This is a genomic window from Flagellimonas lutimaris, from assembly GCF_051494225.1.
GTDB lineage: Bacteria > Bacteroidota > Bacteroidia > Flavobacteriales > Flavobacteriaceae > Flagellimonas > Flagellimonas lutimaris_A.
Map to the genome: position 1 here is coordinate 192,616 of NZ_JBNPYE010000003.1, position 21,194 is coordinate 213,809.

The window sequence follows — 21,194 nt, forward strand, 5'->3', positions numbered from 1 at the left end:
GAAATAAATGGAAAATTCAAAACAGATATCAGTTGAATACTTAATTTTTGAAGGATTAATTGAACAAAGTCCAGTGTACAACAAAATTTAAATTCATAGCCGGTTCGATGGGTTTTTATACTTTGGATTCACGCCGAATTATACATTCCTAATGGATGGATAACCACACGTAAATCTACTACTAAACCATAATGGCGTTGTTGCCTAAATTCAGTAATTATTTGTTCTTGAACAAGACAGAAAAAATAAAATCGGGGGCAATTTGGTTAAGCATTTAATCAAGGTCATAAAAAAGTACAATGTATCCCATTGGAGGTAAGTTCTAATAAAAATAGAATAGAGACCTCTTTATTTTATAATTCCCTTGGATTTATAGACTCAGATATAAAATTTGTAATGAATATTAACTAAACGTGTATGAAACTATTTCTTTCAATTGTTTTTTTATTGGTCCATAGTTTTATTGGGCGTAAAGATTCAAATTCAACCAAAGCTGAAAAAGAATTGGTCATGCCAAGGAAAACTGAAACTAACAAACCAACAGTAAGTTTCACTTTCGATGACGGCTCTACCTCCGATATAGCAGGTTTCAAATTCAAGGAGTGGAATCAAATGATATTATCACATCTTGAAAAGGAAGGTTTGAAAGCCGTATTTTTTGTTACTGGAAAAAATAAGCTTGATAAACAAGGTCAATTTTTGCTTGAAAGCTGGAACAACAAAGGCCACAAAATAGCAAATCATTCCTTTACACACCCAAACTTTAATTCCGAAAAGAACAATGCAGATCTTTTTGAAAAGGAACTAAAAAAAACAGATTCAATCATTTTAAAATTTGAAAATCACTTAAAATTGTTTCGCTTTCCCTATTTAAAAGAGGGGCAAAATAAATCAAAGGTCGACAGCATAAGGAACATACTTGCCGAGAACGGTTATCAGAACGGTTATGTGACAATCGATGCATCAGATTGGTATATAAACCAACGTTTAGTTCGCAAAATCAAAAAAGTAGGCTTCGAAAATAGTAAAATCGAAAAGTTTAAGGACTTTTATGTACAACATCTTATGGAGAGAGCAAACTACTACGAAAAGCTTTCTTACGAAGTAAATAAAAGGCGCATAAATCATGTTATATTGCTCCATCACAACTTAACATCAGCATTGTTTTTAGACGACCTTATTCAACGATTCAAACAAGAGGGTTGGAATGTTGTTGATGCCGATAAAGCCTATAACGACAGAGTATTTAAAGAGTTACCCAATTCCAAATTTGCTGGGGAAAGTTTAATCTATTCATTAGCCAAACAATCCGGTAGATACCAACAATCTTTAAGATATCCTGCGGAAGATAGCCGATATGAAAAAGATAAAATGGATAAGCTCGGACTTTAAAAGGAAAGAAAAATGTATGCTAATATGGTATATAAAAAATTATGGTTTAAGTGCTTAAACAAAAAGGTGAGTAATGAAATGAGGGGCAGTGGACCGAAATATAAGTGTTTCGAAAGTGCTTACATTTTTTAAGCTTACCGTTGTTAAAAATGCCTGCGGCCACTCGGCCAGTACCGTAACCGGCATAACTTTTCGAGCTGTTTTTCCCAATGGCCCTAAAACATAAAATGATGAAGCGTTTTATTATAATACTACTTGCAATTTGTCTCGTTTGGATTGTTCATTCTTGCTCAACTTGGAAAAGTATGTCCGAGTTAAATAATTTGCCAAGAAATACGGAAATACATGATAAGGCATACCAAGAGCAAATTACTAGAGCACAGGAATATCTCCTAACAATTCCAAAAAAAATTAATGTTCCTTCGTTTTCAATTGCGGTTGGTTTAAAAGGCAAAATAATTTGGTCGGAAGCAGTCGGATATCAAGATATGGAGAATAAAATAGAAGCAAATCCAAATTCAATTTATCGAATCGGAAGTACTTCAAAAGCCGTTACATCTACTTTAGTGGCAAAATTGTTTGATAATGGACAAATTAATCTTGAAAAAGTTATTACCGATGAAATAGAAAATTATCCTTTAAAAAAGTGGGGGTTCACACCTAGGCAACTATTAAGTCATTCAGCTGGAGTTCCAGATTATAATGATTTAAAATTAGGTGGGCTATACAAAACATTATGCAATTGCAAGAACTACAAATCAGTGACTGAAAGTTTAAATATATTTAATAAAGTTAGGCTCCAATATGAACCTAACACCAATTATCAATATACTTCCTTGGACTTTGTATTACTAAGCGCCTATCTTGAGACTATCACTGATATGGATTTTCTTTCCCTTTTGAACTCTGAAATAATAAATCCTTTACAGATGGAAAATACTTTTGGAGACAATAGTATTTATGAAAAAGGCTCTATTGCAAGGTTTTACAAAACAAAAGGCAGTAATTATAAAAAATGGCCGGCTTTTGGGATTTTCAATAAAAAAATAGATTTAAGTTACAAATGGGCTGGCGGTGGATTGCTTTCAACACCTACAGACTTAGTTAAAATGGGCAATGCCATCCTGACCGATAGTACATTTATAAGTAAAAAGACGATGTCAGTATTCTTTAAACAACAGGAATTGGAAAATGGTGAAGTCAATCCTCAGCGTTATGCTTTGGGTTGGCGTTCGTATTATGAATATGAGGATGATGCTTTTACAAAAAAGGTTTGGATGGTGCATCATGGTGGAATTAGTAAGGGAGCCATGAATTTTCTTTTATTATTTCCTGAATATGATTTAGTGATAAATGCATCAATAAATACAAGAACTGATGATTTTTCTATTTTCTGGAAAGAAGTAACAACTCTATCCAGTTTCTTTCTAAATCATGAAATTGAAAGTACAACTGCCAAAAGTGTGCACAAGTAATACCCCATCTACTCAAAGCTAAATTCCTCACCTTGATCATCTAATTTGCTACGACCGAAAACCTAGGGGATTCTCTGCCGTACAAATCATACACGAACATATTGTAAATACCTTCGGCCGCTTGGCCAGTACCATAAGCATCATACCTTCCTCGATTTGTTTTTTTCCAATGGCCACGCAATACAACAGCTATTCGCTATATTTATTTCACATTCAACAAATAAAGGCCTTCGCTCCGCAGAAAGAAAATGGACAATAATCTTAACCAAATAAAAACGGAAATTTATGAGAATTGCGGACTGAATATATCAGATTTTTATCTCGAAGCAGAAAGTAAAGAATATGATGCTTGCCGATTTGAATTGAACGGACAAAAAATTATAAGCAGAAACGCTAAAATTACCCCTAAAAAAGTTGGACAATTTGTAACGTTTTGGAAACGGAATGGGAATGGATCAATTGGACCTCTTGAAGAAAATGACCCAATTGACTTTTATGCTGTGAACGTTCGAACTGAAACCCAGTTTGGACAATTTGTTTTTCCAAAAACTGTATTGATTAAAAAAGGTATAATCTCAACGGACAATAAAGAAGGAAAAAGAGCATTTCGAGTTTATCCGAATTGGGACACCGCTAAAAACAAACAAGCAGAGCGAACCCAAAAATGGCAGTTGAACTATTTTTACGAAATAAACGATTCAACAGATTTGAACAAAGTGGCGGAATTGTATAAAACCAAATAACCCTGCGTAAAGCGCTGCTTACTACATTGTATATAAAAAATAGCTTGAGTCTGACCAAATGGATAGTTCACTTTTCCAGCGCTACTTTTCATGCACTCGATCATTGGCATTGATTATGAAATTGCAACATTCAAAAATAAATGCCGTCTTTAAAAAAACAATCCTCGAATATGAAGAAAATAAATTTTGGTTTAATTATAATATTGATCACACTGTCGTCCTGTCAATCAAAGAAAAACAAAGAGATAACCAACCATTCAACATTTACTGAAACAAATACACAGCAAAGAGTTGAAAATAACATTTACAAAATAGACCAAAATGGCAAAAGCGATTCTTTAGCAACTACTATCGAATCGAGAATGAAAGAGTTAAATGTTCCAGGGGTCAGCATTGCTGTTTTTGATAATAATAAAATTCTTTGGGCAAAGGGATATGGCAAAAAAAATAAAGAAGCAGGAACTGAAGTGAATGAAAATACAATTTTTCAAGCTGCTTCTATTTCTAAACCCTTTGCAAGCGTGGCAACGTTTAAATTGATAGAAGAAGGAAAAATATCTCTCAACGAAAATGTTAACTTAAAATTAAAAAGGTGGCACGTGCCCAATAATGATTTTACAAAAACAGAAAAAGTTACCCCAGGTAGAATAATGAGCCATACTTCAGGATTAAGTACTTCTGGTTTTCAGGGTTACAAAAAAAATGATTCAATTCCATCGTTAATAGATATTTTGCAAGGAAGTAAGATAACAAACTCGGAACCAGTACGCGTTGTTCAAAAACCGGGAGAATCAGAATTGTACTCAGGTGGAGGAATGGAAGTATTACAAATGTTATTGGAAGATGTGAGCCAAAAAGAGTTCTCTCTACTACTGGATAATTTAATACTTAAACCGGTTAAAATGAATAACAGTTCTTTTGTTTATCCACTCCCAAAGAAACTGGATAATTTGACAGCAAACGGGTACGATGAAAATGGAGAAGTTATTGATGGCGGCTACCATATATATCCAGAAAAAGCAGCTGCTGGACTTTGGAGCAATCCAACCGATTTAGCTCTTTTTATGATAGCATTGGGAAAATCATACCGAGGAGAAGATAATGGTTTATTGAAACAAGAATCTGCAAAAACAATGATGACAAGAGTTCCAAATGCGGGCGGAATCGGAATTGGAATAGACGGAGAGGGAAACGCTTTTCGTTTTAGGCATACAGGAGGAAACGCTGGTTTTGTTTGTTATGCGGTATCTTTTGCTGATATTGGACGTGGCGCTGTAATTATGACAAATTCAGACAACGGTTTCCCTTTGATTCACGAAATAACAAGAGCCATTTCCAAAGAATATAATTGGCCAGCTATGTGGATGCGTGAGTAAAAAATGAAAAAGAAGAACTTCAGAAATACAAGAACTGGCTGAATCAAGAATTGGGTAAAGAAACAAAATTCAGTTGGGGAAGCTTGGACAAACTATGACCCAAAAGGAGGTTTTGGTTCAATTGGAACAAGATATAAACCGAAAACTGAGTACAACAAAGCCTAAACTATACTACCCCCATACATTTCTTTCGAACAATTCCGTACAAAACAAAAATTTGTAACTTCAACTCTAATTCGTTTGGGAATAACTGCAGTTTAGCCCAGACCGTTGGTTGCAATTTGAATGATCTTACAGGAAAGACATAAAAAATGGATTTGGAGAAAAATAAAAAGAACGCCATAGCCTTTTACAAAACAGCTTACGAAGGCAATCCTAAAAAAGCAATTGAACTTTATGTAGGAAATGAATATATTCAACATAACCCTAATGTAGCTGATGGACTTAACGGTTTTATTGAATATTTCAATAGAATGCAGGCCGAATATCCACATAAATCCATTGAATTTGTAAGATGCATCACAGAAGGAGATTTAGTGGCATTGCACACACATCAAATTTGGCCGGACAATGACCAATATGTAACCATGGACTTTTTCCGATTTGACAAAAATGGAAAAATCTGTGAACATTGGGACGCTATCCAACAGATACCTAAGGAGTCAGTTAACCCGAATACAATGTATTAAATTGAAAACTGTTACTAACTAAGGGTACTAGATATAAAGCTAACAATGGTTTCCTCAAGCTTTGGGCCCAATCTTGTTAGAGAAAAGTACACAGTTCGAAAACACCCTGTGTTTTATACTCAAGACCGTTAATTAGACTTTATGAATAGCAAAAATAAAATCATACGAACCTGGAAAGGTTGGACAACACTTGATAATGCTTTTATCTATGAAGATATGCTTATCAATGAAGTCTTCCCTGATGTAAAAAGAAAAGGCATCAAAGGCTTGGAGAAAGTCAGTATCTCAACTAAGAAAAATGGAGGTGAGATGGAATTTTTTCTCATTTTACAATTCGACTCGATAGATTCCGTAAAGATGTTTGCCGGCGACGACCATGAAAAAGCATATATTCCTGATAATGCGAAGCATGTTTTATCCAGATACGATGAAACTGCCCAACATTTCACCTTGAAAGAAGAACTTGAATTAAAATAAATACAGATAGATCCCTACCGTGCTGATCAAATAAATCTAAGAACATACAGATGGGACAAAGGTAGGATCATCTATAAAGAAGTTTAAGGAAATCATATCAAAACCCATTAGTCAGTACTATTTTGAAACACAAAAAACACTTTAAAAAGATACTTTCCCAAAGGTTTCCGAAAAATTACAGTGCCTTGCTCCAAGGTACGGAGAACGCATACTTGACCATTTCCAAGGATACCAGATTTGCCAAAACCTCCACAAATCCTTTGGACAAACGTCTGGATCTTATGGCCTATTTCCTATCTACAATTCAGACGCTCGAAGCCAATCAAGTTGATTTCCACATTATAAAAGAAGTTTGTACAGACATAGCCAAGGAATATGTTCGACCAAAAACCAAGTTTCAAGCCTGGTTAAAGAAATTACCTCCCAAATTGATTAAATTCCCATTGATCACCATTTTCTTGAAGATGATGGATAACAAAGTGAGTAAAAAAGGTCACAAAGATGGGTTTAGGGCCAAAATAGTTACCAATAAAGAAGAAACTTATGGCTTTGGGTATGGTATCGACATCATTGAATGTGGCATTTGCAAACTGTTCCATAAGCACAATATGGACAGGTATACCCCTATTTTATGTGAAGTGGATAAGATAACTTCCAGTTTAGCAGGACTTGAACTTTTTAGACAAGGCACTATTGCCAATGGTGCCGAAATATGCGATTTTAGATTTAAAAAGAAGTAACTCATAAAGAAGCCCACATTATTTTCATTAATTTTCCGTTAAAGCCTTTTAAAACAATAGTTTATGCCTTAATTTAGTAGCATATTAAAACGGCTCTCCCGTGACCATAAGCAAACGACAAATTATAATCCCATCATCCGTTTTGGTATTGCTTTTAATACCATTTACTGCCATGCAATTCTCATCTGAAGTAAACTGGTCCTTACTTGATTTTTTGGTTGCCGGAGGATTATTATTGGCTCTGGGTTTTTCTATTGATTTTGTAGCTCGTAAAGCAAAATCATTCAATAAAAAAATTATTGCGATTGCCGCTATTGTAATTTTATTTCTTCTTGTTTGGATAGAATTGGCCGTTGGTATTTTTGGAACACCTATTGCCGGAAATTGATTGGTTCAACATACTAAGCCACAACAATTCTACCCGCTGTTTAAATAATAGAAAAAACTATTATTAGTATTTAAAATAAAATATCATGGTAGAACAAATCAAAACATTCAGCAACAACGTTTTGGCCATCGAGGTAATTGATGGGTTTACGGAAAACGATGAAAAAATCTGTCAAAAGTTCTTCAACGAAAAATTAGAGAAAGGTTTTAAAACGGTCAATGTACTTGTTAAACTTGATGAACTAAAAATCTCCGATAGCAGTATAAAAGCTTTTATGGAGGACATCATTTGGTCACTCAGAAACTATAAAAAAATGGGGCATCTTGCCATTGTGGCACATTCCAAAATTCTGAAAGCATTGGTGCCAATTGATAATTTATTTTTTGAAAGGGCAAGTAAGGGACGATTAGAGCGATATTTTGATGTCTCTCAATTGGATGAAGCTCTAAACTTTGTGCAACAATCCTAATTCCGTAAAAATATAGGGAAGCCATCCTTTTAAATATTAAGATTACTTTAACCTTTTTCCGCCAAAGCTAGATATGGTTTAGCTTTAGCCTTTCATAAATTTTGTTGATCTTTAGCTTTTTTAACAGGCAGGAATGGGCAAACGGAAGAAGCAGGCCAAAGTTTTACGCATTTTCAGAAAAGTACATAGATCCACAGGAGCATTATTATTTATATTTTTCTTTTTTATTTCTGTATCCGGACTCTTCTTGGGCTGGAAAAAAAACTCTAACGGATATATTCTTCCAAAAACACAAAAAGGAACCACCGCAGACCTAAAAAAATGGTTGCCCGTTGATAGTTTGCACACCATTGCGCTGAATACAATTCATAACAAAGTTCCAAACGCGACTTTTAAAGTAGACCGTATCGACCTAAGAAAGGAAAAAGGATCCGTCAAGTTTCTATTTGTTGATTCCTATCACGAAGTACAACTCGATGGAGCTACAGGCAATGTACTTTCCATAGGCCAGAGAAGATCCGATTTTTTAGAAAATGTGCACGATGGTTCCATTGTAGATGAATACCTTGGAACCGATGGGTACATTAAACTAATTTACACAACGGTAATGGGCATTTCCCTTTTGATTTTTACCATAACCGGCTTTTGGTTGTGGTATGGTCCAAAACGAATGAGAAAAGCAAGCAAAGCTTAATTTCTATTTCAAAAAAAAACGTCCAAACCAAGAGAATGGACGGCTCAGCATATATTTTCAATTATTTATCCTTTGATTTTATTGGTTGGGACAGTTCCATATTTATCTATCAAATAAACCAAACTGGCCATAGTGGCAGCTCCCAACTCCAATTCACGTTTGTTCACGTGTTCAAAAGTATCATTTTCGGCATGATGATGGTCAAAATAGCGTTGTGTATCGGGACGTAGTCCGGCCAATACCATACCATCTTCCTTTAACGGACCAATATCGGCACCACTTCCTCCTTCGTAAAACATGTGAATCAAATAAGGCTCGAACAAATCTCTCCATCCTTGGATTTGCTTTACATTTTCTGCGGATGCATCAATGGAGAAACCTCGCGGGGTAAATCCACCAGAATCGCTTTCCAAGGCAAATACATGTTGCTCATTCCTGTTTCGGGCCACTTCTGCATATTTGTTACCACCACGCATTCCGTTTTCCTCATTCATGAACAATACAACACGTAGCGTACGTTTGGGCTTGTATCCTGTTTCCTTTAGAAGTCTCAATACGTCCATACTTTGCACACATCCGGCACCATCATCGTGGGAGCCGTCACCTAGATCCCATGAATCTAAATGTCCACCTACGACCATAATTTCGTTAGGATAGGTACTTCCCGTTATTTCGCCAATCACATTGTACGACTGTACATCCTCTAATTGCTTGCAATTTTGTTTGAAATAAAACTTGGCCTCTGGGTTTAATTTTAGGGTGGTACTCAACAATTCCGCTCCGTTTGTACTAATGGCCGCCGCTGGTATACGTTGATTCACCGGAGTATCGCCATACCCCATGGAGCCTGTATGCGGGTAATCGTCCAATCGAAGGTTCATGGAGCGTACAATGGTACCCAAGGCACCATATTTTGCCGCTTCGGCTGCACCTGAATACCGCTGGTCCACACATCCCGAATACGCTGAGAAAGTATTGATCAATGTTGGGTCCATAGGACGATTATAAAAAACAATCTTTCCTTCTATTCCTTCTCGGCCCAGTTTTTCCAAGTCTTCGATACCCTGAACTTCCACAACACTAGCCTTTAATCCACCCGCAGGGGTCGCCACAGAACCTCCAAGTGCACAAATGGGCACGTTGGTTGTTAGCCCCGGTTTTGTTTCAAAATAGGCAAATTCGGGTACTCCCCTTACCCATTTGGGCACCATAACAGGCTGTAACCATACTTTATCCAATCCTAGCGAGTCCAACTGAGCTTTGGTATACTCTACTGCATGTTGTGCCTGTACAGAGCCCGACAAGCGTCCTCCAATTTGGTTGGACAAGTAATTTAGCCAATCATAGGCCTTACCATTCGTAAGGGCTTCATCATAAATTGCTTTTATTTGTTTTTCGTCCTCGGTCTGTGAAAAAAATGGGGTGCTGACCAATAAAAAGGTTAGAATTAGGACTGTTCTCATGTAGTTTCTTTTTCCAGTTCTTGTTTAAAGGTTTCTAAATTAGCCTTTATTTCGTCGTCCAGCTCAGGTTCCTCAATATCTTTGTACTTTTTTAACGCTTCTATCATAATAGAGGCTACAATCACCCTTGCCGCTTTTTTGTTGTCGGCGGGAATCACAAACCATGGTGCATGCTCTTTGGAAGTTTTGTTCATAGCTTCCTCATAATAGCCCTGATATTCATCCCAAAGTTTTCTTTCTTCCAAATCACCGGGCGAAAACTTCCAATTCTTCCTTTTCAAATGAATTCGTCGCAATAACCTTTGTCGTTGTTCTTCTTTGGAGAGATGCAGGAAAAATTTAAAAATAATAGTGCCATTATCGGCAACATGTTTTTCAAAATCATTGATCTGTTGATACCGTCTTTCCCAGAAATCGTCATCAATATCATCCACGGAATCCACATTCGGAAGATTCTCCCCCAAAATATATTCCGGATGGACTTTGGTCACCAATACATTTTCATAATGTGTTCGATTAAATACCGAGAACTTACCTCTTTCTGGCAAATCGATATAATGGCGCCACAGATAGTCATGTTTTCTTTCCAGGGTTGATGGCACCTTAAAACTATGTACCACTACTCCCCTTACATTAAAATCCTTAAAAACCTCCCTGATCAAACTATCCTTGCCTGCAGTGTCCATCCCCTGCAAACAGACCAACACCCCATACTTTGCATGGGCATAGAGCGTATCTTGAAAATCACCTAAATCTTTGCGAATAGATTTCAGTTCTTTTTTGAGCTCTTTATTTGATGCATCAAAATCTTCATAAGTGTCTTTTTGAGATAGTTTTATCTGATCTACTACCCTATAATCTTCTGTTTCTATTTTTTTCATAGGAATGAATATAATTCTTTTTGATTACTCCTTCAACCCGGATTTAAAAAGTGTAGTTCATCGATACTTTTACCACTTATGGTCTAAGATGGTTCTTTAATCGATCTATTTGTACCGTAAAACAATGAAAATGTAACTTTATGAAAATCAGTGACGCAGTGTCCCAAATCTAAAAAGCGTTATGAAAAACAGAAAGATTATCCTACTTATAGTCTTTGCTATAGGCCTACTTGGCCTTTGGTTGATGGCTTCGTTCAACACCCCCGCAAATGCTTGCCAATACGCAAGTTCAAACTTGGAATATATCAAAAGTAAAATACAGGAAGCTGTGGTTGCCGACAATTTGAACATGTCCAAATATCATGCATACAAGGCTTTGAACGGTATTGAAAAAACAAGGGGCAACTTTCTGGATTGTGGTTGTGAAGGAGTTATAGAAAGCATGGAGACTGCACTTTCCCATTTAAAATCGGCCACAAAAGCCCGTGGTTTACAAAAATCCAAAACGGCATTGCACATGGCTTTGGAGAGTACTATAATCGGTATTAATGTGTTAAGGGAGTTTGAGCAACAGGCATCCAGCGATTATGGAAGTAATGTTTTGGTCCTAAATACCAAAGATGTTCTCGATTTTAAGAATGGAATGTTACTTACACAAGGTTCAACGGTTAAAAAACAGGTGCACCAATGTTTATTGAGTTTTGAATCCTCCTTGGAAAAAGTAGTTTCGGATGTAGACTGCAAAGATGCACATCGTTTTATCACCAATATTTATGAAGAATCCCGTTTAACCTTGTTGAACACCGAACTTTCCCAACATAAAAAAGAATATCATCAAAGGGTCAAAACCTTAGCTGAAGAAGCTCTTAAAAGACTAGGTGATTGTAATTAGTTTATTTGCTGGCAAATAATTTTACATCCTCCTCGGATACCTCGTTACTTCCCAGAATAATTAAACGCTCCACCACGTTGCGCAACTCACGAACATTGCCTGTCCAATCATAACTTTTGAGCAGGTCAATGGCTTTTTTGGAGAAGCTCTTTTGCCCTGTTCCTTGTTCAGATGCGATTTTTTTCGAAAAATGTTCAATTAACAAGGGGATATCATCACGTCTGTCGTTGAGTGCCGGTACTTTAATCAAAATTACAGCCAATCGGTGATAAAGGTCTTCTCGGAATTTACCGTCCTCTATTTCTTTCTTTAAATCCTTGTTGGTGGCGGCAAGTACGCGAACATCCACTTTAATATCCTTATCGGAACCAACACGGGAAATTTTGTTCTCTTGTAGGGCCCTCAACACTTTGGCCTGGGCGGACAAGCTCATATCCCCAATCTCATCCAAGAATATAGTTCCTTTGTTTGCGGCTTCAAACTTACCCGCCCTATCTTTTACAGCAGATGTAAAAGCTCCCTTAACATGTCCAAATAACTCACTTTCAATTAATTCTGAAGGTATGGCTGCACAGTTAACCTCAACAAACGGAGATGCTGAGCGTGGGCTTTTTTCATGGACCCAATGGGCCACCAACTCTTTTCCTGTACCATTGGAACCCGTAATTAAAACTCGAGCATCTGTCGGCGCCACTTTTTCTATCATTTCTTTTATGGCCCCGATTTCCTTGCTTTCCCCGACCATTTCATAGTTCTTGGAAATTTTTTTCTTGAGCACTTTGTTCTCAACTGCCAATTCCTTTCGATCAAGGGCATTGCGAACGGTAGTAAGCAATCGATTTAAATCTGGTGGCTTGGAGATGTAGTCATACGCACCTAACCTCATAGTGTTAACCGCGGTGTCCAAATCTCCGTGCCCTGAAATCATGATAAAGGGAATCTCAGGTTTTATTTTTTTTGCGGCTTCCAAAACTTCTACCCCATCCATTTTGGGCATTTTTATATCACAGAGCACTAGGTCAAAGTCTTCTTTTTTAATAGCATCAATTCCTGCTAGGCCATCCTCTGCCTCAACTACATTGTAGCTATCATTTTCTTCGGCCAATATTTTCACCAATACCCTTCTAATTGCCGATTCGTCCTCTATTACCAAAATTTTTGCCATATGCTGCTATTTAAAATATTCCTATTTTGAAGCCTGTTCTAATATAAAGATTTGACTCGTCATTCAATAAATAAACCTTCCCCTGTTCATCATTTCTTAATATTCCCTCTTGGACTACGGTTCTGCCTACCATAGCAAAAATCGACATCCGGTCCGAAATGTTGTATTGGTACACCAATGTTCCCAACAACGAGGTGAGCGATATTTTTGAAGCTACTTCGCCATTTTCCAATAAGATATCGTTCTGAAGGTTTATAAAATAGCCATCCAATAATAGTGCCATTTCCAAAGAATGTTTTTTGGTAATGTAGTGTCTTAAGCTTGATTTTGGTATTCCAAAAGTAAATGACCAATTGGGATGAAATTTACGATAGTAATTGACCAAAGGCAACGGTACTGGCAATCCAGTTGTACTATTATAGGTCAAACCCAATATAATCCGATACGGTTTGTCCGCATTGGGGCGCTCTTTCCACAGGGTTGCCGTAGCATTCATGAAAAAGTCATCGGTAACCGAGCCGCCTATAAAGTTAGATGCCATTCGTGGAGTAAGGATGGTCACCAAATTCCAATTTTTGTTCCATTTGGTAATAAGCCCTACATTTAAATCTATTATATGAAACCGAATCAGTTCGCTTTTATCAAAAGGTAAATTTGCGGAATACCCCATATCAAACCGGTTATATTCCACTCCTGTAATGAGATAGTCCTGCTTTTCATTGAGTTTTATGGGCAGGTTCAAAAGCGTCTTATAGCGTTGAGTTTTGATTCCCGTATCATTTTCGGGAATATTAAGGTATTCAACCCTAAAAATATCCGTGCTCTGTGCCCATAAATTAGAGCCGCAAAGTATTACAATAAAAGTGAACCACTTTCTAATTGCAATATAGTGAACTGAGGTTTTTATGTCTGTCTATTGTTTTGGCTGAATAATATGTATATCGCGTTGCGGGAACGGGATAGTAACATTGTTCTCCTTGAACTTCGCATTGATTTTATATCGCATTTCGCTCTTTATCCTTGGGTCCCTAAAGGTATCATTGGTGAAAAAATAAATGGAAAAGGTTAAAGCAGAATCTCCAAAGTCCTCAAACAATACAAATGGTTTGGGATTTTTAAGTACTTGCCTTTGTCCATGGGCAATTTCCTCCAAAATTTTTGTAACCAGGTCTACATCGCTTCCATAAGCAACACCCACACTCACTTTTTCACGAGTGGTTTTATGGTTTTGAGTGTAATTATAAACAATGTCGCTTATAAATTTATGATTGGGCAATATCAATACCTTGTCATCACGGGTGATGGCCCTGGTGGTCCGCAGTTTAATTTCAAACACCTTACCTACTTTACCATCAACTTCAACAACATCACCAACTTGGAGCGATTTATCCACAATTATAAAAATCCCCCCAAGAACATCCTTGAACAACTCCTGCAATGCCAGACCTAAACCAACAAACAGGGCTGCGGAAGCGGTAATAACCAATGTAATGTCCACCCCTGCCGCACTTAAGGTAACCAGTAGCGCAACCAGGTATATAACATAATTCGTAAACTTAAATACACTGGAGAACTTTTGTTTGTCCTCCTGTTGCATTTTTCGAGTAAGAAGGTGCCTCAACCATTTAAGCACAAACTTTGTTGCTATTAGGGTAAAAGTTAAAAGCAACAATAACCCGATGGTAAGATGAATTGATTTTTCACCTTCGCCAATATGGAATCCGAAATCCAGAAAATCCTTTATGGACCCCCAAACATCTTCTCTTATGATTTCCTTTAAATCTTCTGCTTCTTCTTGCATACTGTTCTAATATCTCAACCATTTTATCAATTCCTTGTACGTTGGCTTCTTACCATACATCAAGATACCGGTTCTATAAATTTTAGCTGCCAGCGATACAATACCTAAAAAGGTAACGATCAAAAGGAAAATGGACAACAAAAATTGCCATAAGGGTACTCCTCCCTCTCCAACACCACCTGGTAAACGCATTAACATAACAATAGGCGATGTTAAAGGAAATAACGAAAACCCTACTGCAATGGGACCATGCGGATTGCTAAATACCGAAAAGAACCCAACATAAATAGCCAACATTAAAGGTAAGATAATAGGGAAAATAAATTGTTGTGTATCCGTCTCATTATCCACTGCAGCACCGATGGCCGCATAAATGGAACTGTAAATGAGATATCCCAAGATAAAGTATATAAAGAAAGAAACTATCAATAGTCCCCATGGGATATCATAAATCTCTTTGGCATACATCATCATTTTACCATCCATTGCTCCTAATGGGGACATTCCCATTGGTCCTGGTGTCACACCATTTTCACCCGAAAGAGCTGCTAGGTCAACCCCAAAAATCAATACCACTGCAAACATTAACAGTGATGCAGAAATTATCCAGATGGAAAATTGCGTGATTCCTGCCAACGAATTACCTATAATCTTTCCCAGCATAAGTTGGAAAGGTTTTACGGAAGATATGATTACTTCAATTATTCTACTGGTTTTTTCTTCGATAACACTGCGCATCACAAAGCCACCATATATAATTATAAACATCATAATGGCATACCCGAAACCTCCTCCAATAAAGGCTTTGATTTCGTTGATGCCTTTCATACTCTTTTCCCCTTCAAAAGTCGAAAGATTGATTTCAAAAGGTTTTTCTATACTGGAAAATTGTTGCGGGGATACCCCTAGCCTTTGTAAACGAGCTTGCCGTAACTTTTTTTGGAATATGCCTTCAAGTTCTTGGGTTACCGAAGTGTTGGGGTTGTCCTTAGTAAAAAGATAGGTAGAATTCGCGGCCTCTTCCGCTGTCGCCTCATTGGGTATATATAGCAATCCATAATATTCCAAGGAGTTGGTTGAGTCCTTGGCCTGTTCCAAGGATAAATCATCCATAAGGACATAGGATATATTTTTGGACGGATTGAATTCAGTTTGAAAGAAGGCACTATCATTCAAAACCGAAATAACCCTTGTTTCATCATCATTCACCTTGGCCAAATAGGCAATCAGTACTATCATACCTACCATCAATATTGGGCTAAGAATGGTCATAACAATAAAGGAACGGTTGCGTACCTTGGCTAAATATTCACGTTTTATGATCAACCCAAGCTTACTGGCCATTGTCCTTGTTGTTTACTGTTTGAATAAAAATATCGTTGACCGAAGGAATGGTCTCCTCAAACTTATTAATATTAGCTACTTTAGAAAGTTTTGACAAAATTTCACCAGTATGCGATGATGGTAATTGTACTTTGAAATTTAGTTGATGCTCCATCTCATCCATTTCCGAAGAAATAATATTAAGCTCTTGCGCTAAGGATTGTATTAAGCCCTGACCATCTTCCCCTACTTGAAGCCCAACATTAAAAATATTGTTCTTATATGCATTTTTGATTTCTGATAATTTACCATCCAGAATTTTTTCCGACTTATGGATCAAGGCGATATGTTCACAAAGCTCTTCTACCGATTCCATACGGTGGGTAGAAAAAATAATGGAAGTCCCATTTTCCTTTAACTGAAGAATCTCATCCTTAATAATATTGGCATTGATTGGATCAAAACCACTGAAAGGCTCATCAAAAATTAACAGTTTGGGTTCGTGCAAAACGGTAACTATAAATTGAATCTTCTGCGCCATACCTTTGGAAAGCTCTTGGATTTTCTTATCCCACCAATCACCAATATCAAAACGATCAAACCAGTATTTAAGTCGTGTTTTGGCTTCAGTTTTGGACAATCCTTTTAATTGTGCCAAATACAGTGCCTGTTCACCCACCTTCATACTTTTGTACAGCCCTCTTTCCTCCGGCAAATAGCCTATTGAGGCAATATGCTTTGGGGCCAAAGGTTCACCATTAAGCAAAATTTCACCCGAATCTTGGTGGGTGATTTGGTTGATGATTCTGATAAATGAGGTTTTACCTGCTCCATTGGGACCCAAAAGTCCGTAAATGCAATTCTTTGGAATTTGAAGCGATATGTTGCTCAGCGCTGTGAAATCCCCATAAGTTTTGGTCACATTTTTGGCAACAAGGATATGATCCATGTAAACTATTTTTTCAAAGATATGTATTTGCAGAATACCTGCATTTCCTATAAAAACAAAAACCCACCCTTAAAAAATCAAGGATGGGAAAAAAATTGCTATGAAAAAGAAAATTAGATATCGGTCACCCAACATCAGTTTCAAATATACGTTTTTTATTTAAACAGAAGCTTTTAATTCTTAAGAGAACATGTCTTTAACCTTCTCAAAAAAGGATTTGTCCGATTTTTCCGGTCTTGGCGCAAAATTCTCATCGCCCTGCATACGCTCAAAAAACTCCTTCTGCTCCTTGTTGATATTCTTAGGTGTCCACACATTAACATGGACCAACAAATCTCCACTGCCATAACCGTTTAGGCTATTGATTCCTTTACCGCGAAGTCTCAAAATCTTTCCAGACTGAAGACCTGGTTCAAGTTTTATACGAACTTTTCCGCCAATGGCATCAATTTCTTTGGAACTGCCCAAAACAGCCTCGGGCATACTTATATACAGATCGTAATGTAAGTTATCTCCTTCCCGCTTTAAGGTATCATGCTCAAGAGTTTCAATGGCCACCAGCAAATCTCCTGCAATACCGTTTCCAGGGGCATCGTTACCTTTTCCTGTCACTTTTAACTGCATACCATCTTCCACACCTGGTGGTATTTTTATGGACACGGTTTCTTCTTCAATCTTAAGCCCTTGGGCATCTGCGCCAGCAGGTTTTTTATCTATAGACTGTCCAGCACCCCCACAAGTTGTGCAGGTAGTTGCAGTCTGCATTCTACCCAAAATGGTATTGGTAATTTTTGTAATCTGTCCAGTACCGTTACAAGTAGGGCAAGTTTTGTAGGTAACACCATCAGCTTGCAGCTTTCGTCTTACCTTAACCTTTTTCTCTACACCATTGGCTACTTCTTCCAGCGTTAGCTTAACACGGATACGAAGATTACTTCCTTTGGCTCTGCGTTGACCGCCACCAAATCCGCCAAATCCGCTAAATCCGCCGCCACCGCCAAAGGCGCCACCAAAAATATCGCCAAATTGACTGAAGATATCATCCATGTTCATACCTCCGCCGCCAAAACCTCCACTTCCATCGAAAGCTGCGTGGCCAAATTGGTCGTATTTTGCTTTTTTGTCTGGATTTCCCAAAACCTCATAGGCCTCGGCAGATTTTTTGAACATCTCTTCTGCCTTGACATCACCGGGGTTTTTATCCGGGTGGAATTCGATGGCCTTCTTTCTGTAGGCCTTTTTTATTTCTGCGGCTGAAGCTCCTTTGGAGACTCCTAATATTTCGTAATAATCCTCCTTCATACAGTTTTAGTTTCCAACAACAACTTTTGGATGTCTTATGATGCGGTCTCCAAGTTTGAATCCCTTTTCTACCACATCAATGATTTTCCCTTTCATTTTTTTGTCCGGTGCAGGTATCTGGGTGATAGCATCGTGCACTTCAGCATCAAACGTATCCCCTGGATTGGCTTCAACTTGTTCAAGACCTTTGTTCTTCAAAGTTTCCTTGAACTTATTACTGATAAGCTCCACTCCCTTGAACATTTCTTTATCCTCTGATTTGGATAGTTCTTTTAACGCACGGTCAAAATCATCCATAACCGGAAGTAATGACACTATGACTTCTTGTCCTGCAGTTTTGAACAAATCCATGCGTTCTTTGGAAGTCCTGCGCTTATAGTTTTCAAACTCGGCAAAAAGTCTTAAAAATTTTTCCTTCTCTTTAGCCAAATCTTCTCGCAACTTATCCTCGTCTGAAATCCCCTCTTCATTGTCCTTTGCGTTGTTCGCCCCCATATTATCATCGTTCAGCTCAGTACTCTCTCCTGTTTGCCCTTTGGTAGGCTCATCTTCCATTTCCTCAACCTTACTTTTATTGCTCATGTTTTAATGTTTTATTCCGATTTGAAATGGCAAAAGTACTGCCAATTGTATTAAAATGTCAAAATGTCACCGCAAAACATAAAAAAAGCCGCCTAAGCGGTCTTTATTGATTAAAAACGTCATGAAAATTCAATTCCTATACTTCAACAGATGCAGGTATACCCTCCTCTTGTGGAGCATACAAATTTTTGAATGCTGGGCAAATATTGACATACTGAAAAGAAAATCCTTCTTCTTCTATTTTTTTACTGCTTACCCGTTGGCTCGCCAGTACAAGTGTTGACATTTCGCCCAAAACGGTTTTTAAAACAAAGGCTGGTACACTGGGCAACCATAAGGGTCTTTCCATAATTTTAGTCAATTCCTTCGTCATTTTGATATTGGTCACAGGGTTTGGAGCCACACCATTATAAATACCCTTAAGATTATTCTCTACGGCAAAAACAAACATTTGTGCCAAATCATCTATATGAATCCATGATTGCCATTGGTCTCCACTACCAAGTGGCGCACCAACAAAGTTTTTTATGGGGATGACCATTTTTGGCAACGCACCACCATCTGCAGATAGCACAAGTCCCATTCTAATCTTCGCCACATCGACACCTAGGTCTTTAAACGTTTCGGCCTCGGCCTCCCATTTGGTTACTACTTCGCCTAAAAAGCCATTATCAACTTTAGATGTATCCTCTTCGAAATAATCAGATTTAGAATCGGGATAAATACCAATTGCAGAGGCTGAAACCAGACATTCCACCTCTTTATTGCTGGAGTTCTCCAGTCCTTTCTTCAAGGTTTGTAAACTATTGATTCTACTGGAAAGCACCTTCTGTTTGTGCTTGGAAGTCCAACGTTTGGCAATGCTGGCTCCGGCTAAATTAATAATGGCCTGTACATCTTGGAAGCATTCCAAATCAATCTCACCTTTATTGGGATTCCAGTAAAAACCTTGTAAATCTTCTGTAGATTCAATCTTGCATTTACTTGTGGTCAAGTAATTTACGGGAATGCCTTTTTGGTGCAATACCTTTACTATGGCTTGCCCTACCAATCCCGTAGCTCCTGTTATCAACACCTTCATACTATCATTTTGTGTAAAGTTAGAGGTTTAATTGGCTGTTTATGAGACCTTAATTTAGGTTTAACATAATTGTTTAAACTTTAGATCTATTTATGACCCCAAAGAACCGTCACTTAACACATTTTTAGCAATTTTACGATTTTTTAGCTCGTAGCATTTCCCGTTTACCGGGCGGGCCGGGCAACCTTTCCACGGTAAAACCAACCGCTTGCATAGCCCTGCGTACACTGCCTTTAGCCGCATAAGTCACCAACACACCATTCTCCTTGAGCGCTTGGTACATTTTTAAAAATATTTCTTCAGTCCAAAGTTCCGGTTGTACCCTTGCCCCAAATGCATCAAAATAAATGAGGTTGAACAAGTTTTCTTCGTCAATCTCCTTAAAGTCCTTTTTTTGTTTCAAAAGTGAAAAATCAGGAGTGATTGAGATAGTTTCTTCCCAAAGGGAACCATGCATCTTTTGAAAGGCTTCTTTATGATTATTGGCATCCAATTGTTGGCAATAATCCAACGCCCCAACTTCTTCCTTAGAAACTGGAAACGCTTCAACACCCACATAATCAATGCTAAGTTGTTGCTTGGGGGCTTCCAATAAAGTGATAAATGCATTTAGGCCGGTTCCGAAACCTATTTCCAAAAGATTTATTTTTTCATTTTGAAACAGTCTCAAACCATGTTCAATAAAAACATGATAGGCTTCTTGGACGGCACCGTGTTTGGAATGGTATTGTTCGTCCCAATCCTCTATTTGGATGGTCTTTGAACCATCCCCGGTTGTAATTATTCTTCGTTTCAAGGTTGACTGGCAATCAAAACCCCGTCTGCTTCGAACCTTAAGGTTTTTTTCGGAGCGGTGATTTGGGCCAATTCATCTTCAGAGGCTCCCTCATCCTCGGCATAATGTCTTTGGTCCTCAACCGACATTTCTTCCAAGAAAGCAGCACCATTCATCACCACTTTTTTACCAGCAGCATCTTTAGGAACAAAGAATCCATAATCCTTAAAACGAACAAAAACCTCGTCGTTGGATTCCAATTGCACCTTCATCCAACAACCTTTGGACTGACAAACCTCCTTGATTTCACCCACAATTTGGGTCTGTATGGAATCCTTAGCTGAAATTTGGTCAAAAGGGGCGGATGTTTTCGAAGCTTTTCCTGAAACCTCAAATTCTTCTCCAAAATAATCACCCTGAATAGTTTCCTGTTTGCAAGAAACCAATAAAATACCCAGTAAAAAAACAGCAGTAAAAGTGTTAAAAATTCTCATTTTTGATAACATTTAAGTAATTGTAGATTAAGTATAATATTTA

At 37.7% G+C, this 21,194-nt stretch carries 23 protein-coding genes; 11 read left to right on the plus strand and 12 right to left on the minus strand.

Annotated features, from left to right (window positions below; all coding sequences use genetic code 11):
- The first annotated feature begins 417 nt into the window (after nt 1-417).
- From ACQQ5U_RS09180 to ACQQ5U_RS09225, 10 genes are all read left to right on the plus strand, one after another.
- On the plus strand, nt 418-1,392 hold the full coding sequence (locus tag ACQQ5U_RS09180; protein ID WP_437396939.1) for a polysaccharide deacetylase family protein: 975 nt from the start codon (nt 418-420) through the stop codon (nt 1,390-1,392).
- Between the two features lie 305 nt (nt 1,393-1,697).
- A complete protein-coding gene (locus ACQQ5U_RS09185) occupies nt 1,698-2,867 on the plus strand; it encodes a serine hydrolase domain-containing protein (RefSeq protein ID WP_437396941.1) in 1,170 nt (389 codons plus the stop codon).
- Between the two features lie 248 nt (nt 2,868-3,115).
- Nucleotides 3,116-3,610 (plus strand): MepB family protein, encoded by a 495-nt coding sequence (locus ACQQ5U_RS09190; RefSeq protein WP_437396943.1) that lies wholly within the window; start codon nt 3,116-3,118, stop codon nt 3,608-3,610.
- Between the two features lie 170 nt (nt 3,611-3,780).
- Nucleotides 3,781-4,986 carry a serine hydrolase domain-containing protein gene (locus tag ACQQ5U_RS09195; protein WP_437396945.1) on the plus strand — a complete coding sequence of 402 codons (1,206 nt, stop codon included), beginning with the start codon at nt 3,781-3,783 and terminating at the stop codon, nt 4,984-4,986.
- A 311-nt stretch (nt 4,987-5,297) separates the two neighbouring features.
- The gene (locus tag ACQQ5U_RS09200; protein WP_437396946.1) at nt 5,298-5,675 is read left to right on the plus strand and encodes a nuclear transport factor 2 family protein; all 378 of its coding nucleotides are present in this window, start codon (nt 5,298-5,300) and stop codon (nt 5,673-5,675) included.
- Between the two features lie 141 nt (nt 5,676-5,816).
- The gene (locus tag ACQQ5U_RS09205; protein ID WP_437396947.1) at nt 5,817-6,152 is read left to right on the plus strand and encodes an antibiotic biosynthesis monooxygenase; all 336 of its coding nucleotides are present in this window, start codon (nt 5,817-5,819) and stop codon (nt 6,150-6,152) included.
- A 122-nt stretch (nt 6,153-6,274) separates the two neighbouring features.
- Nucleotides 6,275-6,892, plus strand: coding sequence for an L-2-amino-thiazoline-4-carboxylic acid hydrolase (locus ACQQ5U_RS09210; RefSeq protein ID WP_437396949.1), 618 nt, complete (start codon nt 6,275-6,277; stop codon nt 6,890-6,892).
- Nucleotides 6,893-7,034: 142 nt separating this feature from the next.
- Complete coding sequence (locus ACQQ5U_RS09215) at nt 7,035-7,280, plus strand: hypothetical protein (protein ID WP_437396951.1); 246 nt, start codon at nt 7,035-7,037, stop codon at nt 7,278-7,280.
- A gap of 85 nt (nt 7,281-7,365) precedes the next feature.
- A complete protein-coding gene (locus ACQQ5U_RS09220; RefSeq protein WP_437396953.1) occupies nt 7,366-7,749 on the plus strand; it encodes an STAS/SEC14 domain-containing protein in 384 nt (127 codons plus the stop codon).
- Nucleotides 7,750-7,882: 133 nt separating this feature from the next.
- The gene (locus ACQQ5U_RS09225; protein WP_437396954.1) at nt 7,883-8,443 is read left to right on the plus strand and encodes a PepSY domain-containing protein; all 561 of its coding nucleotides are present in this window, start codon (nt 7,883-7,885) and stop codon (nt 8,441-8,443) included.
- 65 nt (nt 8,444-8,508) lie between these two features.
- On the opposite strand, the gene ACQQ5U_RS09230 is transcribed toward ACQQ5U_RS09225, so the two are convergent.
- Complete coding sequence (locus ACQQ5U_RS09230; RefSeq protein WP_437396955.1) at nt 8,509-9,906, minus strand: M20/M25/M40 family metallo-hydrolase; 1,398 nt, start codon at nt 9,904-9,906, stop codon at nt 8,509-8,511.
- Entirely contained in the window at nt 9,903-10,787 is an 885-nt protein-coding gene (locus ACQQ5U_RS09235) for a PPK2 family polyphosphate kinase (RefSeq protein WP_437396957.1), read from the minus strand. The genes ACQQ5U_RS09230 and ACQQ5U_RS09235 overlap by 4 nt, the downstream gene beginning before the upstream one ends.
- A 181-nt stretch (nt 10,788-10,968) precedes the next feature.
- Here ACQQ5U_RS09235 and ACQQ5U_RS09240 point away from each other — a divergent pair, with 181 nt between their 5' ends.
- Nucleotides 10,969-11,679, plus strand: a complete 711-nt coding sequence (locus tag ACQQ5U_RS09240; RefSeq protein ID WP_437396958.1) for a hypothetical protein — start codon at nt 10,969-10,971, stop codon at nt 11,677-11,679.
- A 1-nt stretch (nt 11,680) separates the two neighbouring features.
- Here ACQQ5U_RS09240 and ACQQ5U_RS09245 read toward each other — a convergent pair whose 3' ends face one another.
- The 10 genes from ACQQ5U_RS09245 to ACQQ5U_RS09290 all read right to left on the minus strand — a co-directional run bounded on the left by ACQQ5U_RS09245 (nt 11,681) and on the right by ACQQ5U_RS09290 (nt 21,151).
- Nucleotides 11,681-12,844 carry a sigma-54-dependent transcriptional regulator gene (locus tag ACQQ5U_RS09245; protein ID WP_437396960.1) on the minus strand — a complete coding sequence of 388 codons (1,164 nt, stop codon included), beginning with the start codon at nt 12,842-12,844 and terminating at the stop codon, nt 11,681-11,683.
- Nucleotides 12,845-12,854: 10 nt separating this feature from the next.
- Entirely contained in the window at nt 12,855-13,751 is an 897-nt protein-coding gene (locus tag ACQQ5U_RS09250) for a DUF6268 family outer membrane beta-barrel protein (RefSeq protein ID WP_437397178.1), read from the minus strand.
- A 6-nt stretch (nt 13,752-13,757) separates the two neighbouring features.
- On the minus strand, nt 13,758-14,645 hold the full coding sequence (locus ACQQ5U_RS09255; protein WP_437396961.1) for a mechanosensitive ion channel family protein: 888 nt from the start codon (nt 14,643-14,645) through the stop codon (nt 13,758-13,760).
- A 6-nt stretch (nt 14,646-14,651) separates the two neighbouring features.
- Nucleotides 14,652-15,989, minus strand: a complete 1,338-nt coding sequence (locus ACQQ5U_RS09260) for an ABC transporter permease (RefSeq protein WP_437396962.1) — start codon at nt 15,987-15,989, stop codon at nt 14,652-14,654.
- Nucleotides 15,979-16,917 carry an ABC transporter ATP-binding protein gene (locus ACQQ5U_RS09265; RefSeq protein ID WP_437396963.1) on the minus strand — a complete coding sequence of 313 codons (939 nt, stop codon included), beginning with the start codon at nt 16,915-16,917 and terminating at the stop codon, nt 15,979-15,981. The genes ACQQ5U_RS09260 and ACQQ5U_RS09265 overlap by 11 nt, the downstream gene beginning before the upstream one ends.
- Nucleotides 16,918-17,097: 180 nt before the next feature.
- Nucleotides 17,098-18,219, minus strand: coding sequence for a molecular chaperone DnaJ (gene dnaJ, locus ACQQ5U_RS09270; protein ID WP_437396965.1), 1,122 nt, complete (start codon nt 18,217-18,219; stop codon nt 17,098-17,100).
- Nucleotides 18,220-18,225: 6 nt separating this feature from the next.
- Nucleotides 18,226-18,801: a nucleotide exchange factor GrpE gene (locus ACQQ5U_RS09275; protein ID WP_437396967.1), complete on the minus strand. Its 576-nt coding sequence runs from the start codon at nt 18,799-18,801 to the stop codon at nt 18,226-18,228.
- A 136-nt stretch (nt 18,802-18,937) separates the two neighbouring features.
- A complete protein-coding gene (locus ACQQ5U_RS09280; RefSeq protein ID WP_437396968.1) occupies nt 18,938-19,882 on the minus strand; it encodes a TIGR01777 family oxidoreductase in 945 nt (314 codons plus the stop codon).
- Between the two features lie 133 nt (nt 19,883-20,015).
- Nucleotides 20,016-20,678, minus strand: a complete 663-nt coding sequence (gene mnmD / locus ACQQ5U_RS09285) for a tRNA (5-methylaminomethyl-2-thiouridine)(34)-methyltransferase MnmD (protein WP_437396970.1) — start codon at nt 20,676-20,678, stop codon at nt 20,016-20,018.
- Nucleotides 20,675-21,151 carry a DUF4920 domain-containing protein gene (locus ACQQ5U_RS09290; RefSeq protein ID WP_437396972.1) on the minus strand — a complete coding sequence of 159 codons (477 nt, stop codon included), beginning with the start codon at nt 21,149-21,151 and terminating at the stop codon, nt 20,675-20,677. Before ACQQ5U_RS09290 ends, mnmD begins: the two co-directional genes overlap by 4 nt.
- Between the last annotated feature and the right edge of the window lie 43 nt (nt 21,152-21,194).

Excerpts from the sequence above, each read along its gene's own strand:
- ACQQ5U_RS09180 (WP_437396939.1), top strand. The coding sequence starts at position 418 with ATGAAACTATTTCTTTCAATTGTTTTTTTATTGGTCCATAGTTTTATT.
- ACQQ5U_RS09185 (WP_437396941.1), top strand. The coding sequence starts at position 1,698 with ATGTCCGAGTTAAATAATTTGCCAAGAAATACGGAAATACATGATAAG.
- ACQQ5U_RS09190 (WP_437396943.1), top strand. The coding sequence starts at position 3,116 with ATGGACAATAATCTTAACCAAATAAAAACGGAAATTTATGAGAATTGC.
- ACQQ5U_RS09195 (WP_437396945.1), top strand. The coding sequence starts at position 3,781 with ATGAAGAAAATAAATTTTGGTTTAATTATAATATTGATCACACTGTCG.
- ACQQ5U_RS09200 (WP_437396946.1), top strand. The coding sequence starts at position 5,298 with ATGGATTTGGAGAAAAATAAAAAGAACGCCATAGCCTTTTACAAAACA.
- ACQQ5U_RS09205 (WP_437396947.1), top strand. The coding sequence starts at position 5,817 with ATGAATAGCAAAAATAAAATCATACGAACCTGGAAAGGTTGGACAACA.
- ACQQ5U_RS09220 (WP_437396953.1), top strand. The coding sequence starts at position 7,366 with ATGGTAGAACAAATCAAAACATTCAGCAACAACGTTTTGGCCATCGAG.
- ACQQ5U_RS09225 (WP_437396954.1), top strand. The coding sequence starts at position 7,883 with ATGGGCAAACGGAAGAAGCAGGCCAAAGTTTTACGCATTTTCAGAAAA.
- ACQQ5U_RS09230 (WP_437396955.1), bottom strand. The coding sequence starts at position 9,906 with ATGAGAACAGTCCTAATTCTAACCTTTTTATTGGTCAGCACCCCATTT.
- ACQQ5U_RS09235 (WP_437396957.1), bottom strand. The coding sequence starts at position 10,787 with ATGAAAAAAATAGAAACAGAAGATTATAGGGTAGTAGATCAGATAAAA.
- ACQQ5U_RS09240 (WP_437396958.1), top strand. The coding sequence starts at position 10,969 with ATGAAAAACAGAAAGATTATCCTACTTATAGTCTTTGCTATAGGCCTA.
- ACQQ5U_RS09245 (WP_437396960.1), bottom strand. The coding sequence starts at position 12,844 with ATGGCAAAAATTTTGGTAATAGAGGACGAATCGGCAATTAGAAGGGTA.
- ACQQ5U_RS09255 (WP_437396961.1), bottom strand. The coding sequence starts at position 14,645 with ATGCAAGAAGAAGCAGAAGATTTAAAGGAAATCATAAGAGAAGATGTT.
- ACQQ5U_RS09260 (WP_437396962.1), bottom strand. The coding sequence starts at position 15,989 with ATGGCCAGTAAGCTTGGGTTGATCATAAAACGTGAATATTTAGCCAAG.
- ACQQ5U_RS09265 (WP_437396963.1), bottom strand. The coding sequence starts at position 16,917 with ATGGATCATATCCTTGTTGCCAAAAATGTGACCAAAACTTATGGGGAT.
- dnaJ (WP_437396965.1), bottom strand. The coding sequence starts at position 18,219 with ATGAAGGAGGATTATTACGAAATATTAGGAGTCTCCAAAGGAGCTTCA.
- ACQQ5U_RS09275 (WP_437396967.1), bottom strand. The coding sequence starts at position 18,801 with ATGAGCAATAAAAGTAAGGTTGAGGAAATGGAAGATGAGCCTACCAAA.
- ACQQ5U_RS09280 (WP_437396968.1), bottom strand. The coding sequence starts at position 19,882 with ATGAAGGTGTTGATAACAGGAGCTACGGGATTGGTAGGGCAAGCCATA.
- ACQQ5U_RS09290 (WP_437396972.1), bottom strand. The coding sequence starts at position 21,151 with ATGAGAATTTTTAACACTTTTACTGCTGTTTTTTTACTGGGTATTTTA.